Genomic DNA, 5,186 nt, shown 5'->3' with positions numbered 1-5,186 from the left:
TCGACGAAGACCGCATGCCCGGCCCGCGCGACGTGAAGGTGCTGAAGTTCAGCAAACGCGGTGGCCAGCGGCCCGAGGTGAAGGTGGTGCGCGTGCTGGGCAACCAGCGACTGACCACCGGCGGGCAGATCAAGCGCGCCAAGGTCATGAAAAAGAGCGTGAAGAAGAGCGCCCAATCGCAGTAACAGCTTGCCTCTACGTTCGTTCATGCCCCCGCGGCTTGAACTTCACCCCCAGCGCCACATCTGAGAACGCATGAACGACCGTACCGCCCCTTTCGCCCAGAACCCCCTCCTCAACTTCGACGACCTGCCCCTGTTCGACGCCGTCACGCCCGCGCTGGTGGGCCCGGCGATCGACGAACTCATGCAGGCCGCCAGCGCCGCGCTGGAAACGGTGACGGCCAGCGACTTTCCCGCCGACTGGAAGCGCATGTCGCAAACCCTGGACGTGCCGACCGAGCGCTTGTCACGCGCCTGGGGCGCCGTGAGCCACCTCAACAGCGTGGCCGACACCCCTGAGTTGAGAGCCGCCTACAACGAGGCGCTGCCCAAGGTCACCGAGTTCTGGACCCGCCTGGGAGCCGACGAGCGTCTGTACGCCAAGTACAAGTCCATGGACCCGGCCAGCCTGACCAGCGAGCAGGCCCGCGCCCACCACAACGCCATGCGGGGCTTCGTGTTGGGTGGCGCCGATCTGCAAGGCGAGGCCAAGGCCCGCTTTGCATGGCTGCAGGAGCGTCAGGCCGAACTGGGCCAGAAATTCAGCGAAAACGCGCTCGACGCCACCGACGCCTTTGCCCTGTATGTGACCACAGACGAGCTCGCCGGCGTGCCCGACGATGTGGTGCAGTCCACCGCCGCCGCCGCGCAGGCCGAAGGCAAGACGGGCCACAAACTCACCCTGAAGATGCCGTGCTACCTGCCGGTGATGCAGTTTGCCCACAGCAGCACGCTGCGCGAAAAGCTCTACCGTGCCTACGCCACCCGCGCCAGCGACCAGGCCGAGGGCGATGCCGTGAAGTTCGACAACGCGGCCATCATGGGCGAGCTGCTGGCCCTGCGCCATGAAGAGGCGCAGTTGCTGGGTTACCGGCACTACGCCGATGTGTCGCTGGTGCCCAAAATGGCCGAGTCGCCCGAGCAGGTCGTGTCCTTCTTGCGCGATCTGGGCGCCAAGGCCCGCCCCCACGCTGAAAAAGACCTGGCCGACCTGCGCGCCTTCGCCGCCTCTGACCTCGGTTTGAGCGACCCGCAAGCCTGGGACTGGCCCTACATCGGCGAGAAGCTCAAGGAAGCGCGCTATGCCTTCAGCGAGCAGGAAGTCAAACCGTATTTCACGGCGCCCAAGGTGCTGGCCGGTCTGTTCCAGATCGTCGAGACCCTGTTCGAAGTGGCGATCCGCCGCGACCAGGCGCCGGTGTGGAACGCCAGTGTGGAGTTCTACCGCATCGAACGCACCGGTCCGAAGGGCACCGAGAAGGTCGGCCAGTTTTATCTGGACCCGGCCGCGCGCAACGGAAAACGCGGCGGCGCCTGGATGGACGACGTGCGCGCGCGCTGGCTGCGCCCCGACACCGGCGCGCTGCAGACGCCGGTGGCGCACCTGGTCTGCAACTTCGCCGAGGGGGTGAACGGCAAGCCCGCTCTGCTCACCCACGACGATGTCATCACCCTCTTCCACGAGTTCGGCCACGGTCTGCACCACATGCTCACGCAGGTGAACGAGCGCGACGTGTCCGGCATCAGCGGCGTCGAATGGGACGCGGTCGAATTGCCCAGCCAGTTCATGGAGAACTTCTGCTGGGAGTGGGACGTCCTCAAACACATGACCGCCCATGTGGACACCGGCGAGCCACTGCCGCGCGCGCTGTTCGACAAGATGCTCGCCGCCAAGAACTACCAGAGCGGCTTGCAGACACTGCGGCAGGTCGAGTTCTCGCTGTTCGACATGCTGTTGCACAGCCTGCCCCAGCCCGCCACCAGCGGCGAGGCCATCCTGGCTTTGCAACAGCAGGTGCGCGACGAGGTGGCGGTGCTGCAGCCGCCGGCGTACAGCCGCTCGCCCCACACGTTCAGCCACATCTTTGCGGGCGGTTATTCGGCCGGTTACTACAGCTACAAATGGGCCGAGGTGCTGTCCGCCGACGCCTACGCCGCCTTCGAAGAGGCGGCGCAGCAAAACGGCCACAGCACGCTGGACGTGGCCACCGGTCGCCGCTACCGTGAAGCCATTCTGGAAGCGGGCGGCAGCCGCCCGGCCATGGAATCGTTCAAGGCCTTCCGGGGCCGCGAACCCCGCATTGAAGCCCTGCTGCGTCACCAAGGCATGGCTTGATTTGTTTCGTTGCTTGCCGACAGGAGCCGACATGAACACCTTCACACCTTCTTTCCGACCTGCACGGGCCAGTGTCGCGCGCAGCATCGCGCTCGGTCTGGTGATCGGCTTCCTCGGTGCCCCCGCACTGGCACAAGGTGTCTACCGCATCGTGGGGCCCGACGGTCGGGTGAGTTACTCCGACCAACCGCCACCAGCCGCGAACGCGCGCCCAGCAGCCGCTGCTCCGGGTTCCGCTGGCCCAGCCACCCCACAGCTGCCGTTTGAGCTGCGCCAGATCAGCAGCCGGTTTCCCGTGACGCTGTACACGAGCAACGAATGTGCCCCTTGCAACAGCGGCCGCAACCTGCTCAATGCACGCGGCATCCCGTACACCGAGAAAACGGTCGGCACCAACGAGGATGCTGAGGCACTCAAGCGCCTCAGTGGTCAGGTATCGCTGCCCTTGCTCACCATTGGAAGCCAGCAGATCCAAGGCTATTCGGACGGCGAATGGACCCAGTTTCTGGACGCGGCCGGCTACCCCAAGCAGTCGGCCCTGCCCACGGCCTACCGGCGCCCTGCCCCGACACCGTTGGTGGCGGTTCAGGCACCCACCGCTGCGCCCAAGCCAACGACGACGCGGGCACAACCGAGCGCAGCGCCCTCGGTGGAGCCACCGGTCACCAACCCGGCCGGCATCCGCTTCTGACCTGAAGCCGACAGCCCGACTCAGAACGTCAGTGTCTTCACGCCATCTGGCGTGCCCAACAGACACACGCTGGCCTTCTGGTGGGCAAACACCCCCACGGTGACCACGCCGGGCCACTGGTTGACCTCGCTCTCGAAGGCGAGCGGGTCGGCGATCTGCAGGCCGGTCACGTCCAGGATGTGCTGACCGTTGTCGGTGACCAGCGGCGAGCCGTCTTTCATGCGAACGTTGGCCCGCCCGCCCATGGCGGCGAACTGGCGCACCAGACGCGCGGTGGCCATCGGAATGACTTCCACGGGCAGTGGAAATGCGCCCAACGCCTTCACCAGTTTGGATTCGTCGGCGATGCAAACGAAGCGACGCGACTGCGCGGCCACGATCTTCTCGCGCGTGAGCGCAGCACCACCGCCCTTGACCATGTGGCCCTTGGCATCGATTTCGTCGGCGCCATCGATGTACACCGACAGCTCGCCCACCGCGTTGGCTTCGAACACCGAAATGCCCAGGGCTTTCAAGCGAGCGGTGGAAGCCTCCGAACTCGACACGGCGCCAGCGATCTGGTCCTTGATGCTGGCCAGCGCATCGATGAACTTGTTGACGGTGGAGCCTGTGCCCACACCGACGATGTCGCCGGGCGTCACGTATTGCAGAGCGGCCTGGCCCACCAGGGCTTTGAGTTCGTCTTGGGTCATTTGAGACAATCGGTGAAACAACAGCTTTGGATTATCCGATGTCGCTACTGCCCTATGCCGCCGCCCGCCCCTTTCTGTTCGGCATGGACCCCGAAGCCGCCCACGACCTGACCTTGGGCGCCATCGCGAAGCTGCAACACTCGCCCCTGACCTGCCTCTACAGCGAGACCCGAGTTCAGGACCCGTTCACGCTCGCGGGCATCGCGTTTCCCAACCGCGTGGGCCTTGCGGCAGGCCTCGACAAGAACGCCCGCTGCATCGACGGCCTCGCGGCCATGGGTTTCGGGTTCGTGGAGGTCGGCACGGTCACGCCAGTGGGTCAGCGTGGCAACCCCAAACCACGCATGTTCCGCCTTCCCAAGGCCAACGCCCTGATCAATCGACTGGGGTTCAACAACGAGGGGCTCGACGCGTTTCTCGCCAACGTCCAGCGCGCCCGCTTTCGCAAGCAGGGCCGTGCTGGCCCGATGGTGCTGGGTCTGAACATCGGGAAGAACGCCAGCACGCCGATCGAGCGTGCCATCGACGACTACCTCACCTGCCTGGACGGGGTGTATCCGCACGCCGATTACGTCACCGTCAACATCTCGAGCCCCAACACGCAGAACCTGCGCAGCCTGCAAAGCGACCAGGCGCTGGACGCCTTGCTCGGTGCGGTGGCCGAGCGGCGTGAATTGCTGGCGCAGCGCCATGGGCGGCAGATCCCGGTGTTCCTGAAGATCGCGCCCGATCTGGACAAGACGCAACTCGAGGTCATCGCGGCCACCCTGGTGCGCTACGGCACCGACAGCTCGGGTGAGGCGACGCGCGCCATGGGCGTGATCGCCACCAACACCACGCTCAGCCGCGAAGCCGTGAAGGGCATGGAACACGCTGAGGAGACCGGTGGTCTGTCGGGCTCGCCGGTGCTGCACATGAGCAATCAGGTCATTCGGCAGTTGCGGGCGAGCCTGGGTCCAGGCTTCCCCATCATCGGCGTGGGCGGTGTGCTCAGCGCCGCCGATGCGGTGAGCAAGGTGCAGTCGGGTGCGGATCTGGTTCAGATCTACACCGGACTGATCTACAAGGGACCTTCCCTCGTGCGGGAATCGGCCCTGGCCATCCAGGCACTGCGAACGTCAACCGTTCAGTGAGACCGAGGTCACGTGATCGCCGATGGCCAGGCAGCTGGTCAGGCCCGGCGATTCGATGCCGAACAGGTTGACCAGGCCGTGCACGCCGTGATCGGCAGGCCCCTGGACCCAGAAATCGGCGGCGGCCTCATGCGGGCCGCTGATCTTGGGCCGGATGCCCGCGTATCCCGGCTGCAGCGAGCCGCCTGGCAGCCCGGGCCAGTAGCGGCGAACCTCGCTGTAGAACACGTCGGCCCGTGAGGCATCGACCTGCAGGTCGTCTGCAGACGAGGTCCACTCCACATCGGGCCCGAATTTGGCCTGGCCGCCCAGATCCAGCGTGAGATGCACGCC

Annotated in this window: 5 protein-coding genes and 1 pseudogene; 4 read left to right on the top strand and 2 right to left on the bottom strand. The window is 65.8% G+C overall.

Going from position 1 to position 5,186, the window contains the following annotated elements; all coding sequences use genetic code 11:
- From Q1W68_RS16705 to Q1W68_RS16695, 3 genes and pseudogenes are all read left to right on the top strand, one after another.
- A pseudogene (locus Q1W68_RS16705) lies at nucleotides 1-185 on the top strand (ribosome assembly RNA-binding protein YhbY); the annotation flags it as partial.
- A 70-nt stretch (nucleotides 186-255) separates the two neighbouring features.
- Nucleotides 256-2,337, top strand: a complete 2,082-nt coding sequence (locus tag Q1W68_RS16700) for a M3 family metallopeptidase (protein WP_300659125.1) — start codon at nucleotides 256-258, stop codon at nucleotides 2,335-2,337.
- Nucleotides 2,338-2,368: 31 nt separating this feature from the next.
- A complete protein-coding gene (locus tag Q1W68_RS16695; RefSeq protein WP_300651161.1) occupies nucleotides 2,369-3,028 on the top strand; it encodes a glutaredoxin family protein in 660 nt (219 codons plus the stop codon).
- Between the two features lie 20 nt (nucleotides 3,029-3,048).
- Here the strand turns inward: Q1W68_RS16695 and rpiA are convergent, their stop codons facing one another.
- Complete coding sequence (gene rpiA, locus Q1W68_RS16690; protein WP_300651163.1) at nucleotides 3,049-3,720, bottom strand: ribose-5-phosphate isomerase RpiA; 672 nt, start codon at nucleotides 3,718-3,720, stop codon at nucleotides 3,049-3,051.
- A 38-nt stretch (nucleotides 3,721-3,758) separates the two neighbouring features.
- Between rpiA and Q1W68_RS16685 the strand changes: the two genes are divergently transcribed.
- A complete protein-coding gene (locus tag Q1W68_RS16685) occupies nucleotides 3,759-4,853 on the top strand; it encodes a quinone-dependent dihydroorotate dehydrogenase (protein WP_300651164.1) in 1,095 nt (364 codons plus the stop codon).
- On the opposite strand, the gene Q1W68_RS16680 is transcribed toward Q1W68_RS16685, so the two are convergent.
- Nucleotides 4,839-5,186: FAD-dependent oxidoreductase (locus Q1W68_RS16680; protein ID WP_300651167.1), on the bottom strand; the 348-nt coding region annotated here is incomplete at its 5' end. The genes Q1W68_RS16685 and Q1W68_RS16680 overlap by 15 nt on opposite strands.

This window comes from Hydrogenophaga sp. (genome assembly GCF_030158645.1).
Lineage (GTDB): Bacteria > Pseudomonadota > Gammaproteobacteria > Burkholderiales > Burkholderiaceae_C > Hydrogenophaga.
This window is presented reverse-complemented; position numbering and strand designations above follow the sequence as displayed.

What these genes read in the sequence shown, in the direction of transcription:
- Q1W68_RS16700 (WP_300659125.1), top strand. Translation starts at nt 256, where the DNA reads ATGAACGACCGTACCGCCCCTTTCGCCCAGAACCCCCTCCTCAACTTC.
- Q1W68_RS16695 (WP_300651161.1), top strand. Translation starts at nt 2,369, where the DNA reads ATGAACACCTTCACACCTTCTTTCCGACCTGCACGGGCCAGTGTCGCG.
- Q1W68_RS16685 (WP_300651164.1), top strand. Translation starts at nt 3,759, where the DNA reads ATGTCGCTACTGCCCTATGCCGCCGCCCGCCCCTTTCTGTTCGGCATG.
- rpiA (WP_300651163.1), bottom strand. Translation starts at nt 3,720, where the DNA reads ATGACCCAAGACGAACTCAAAGCCCTGGTGGGCCAGGCCGCTCTGCAA.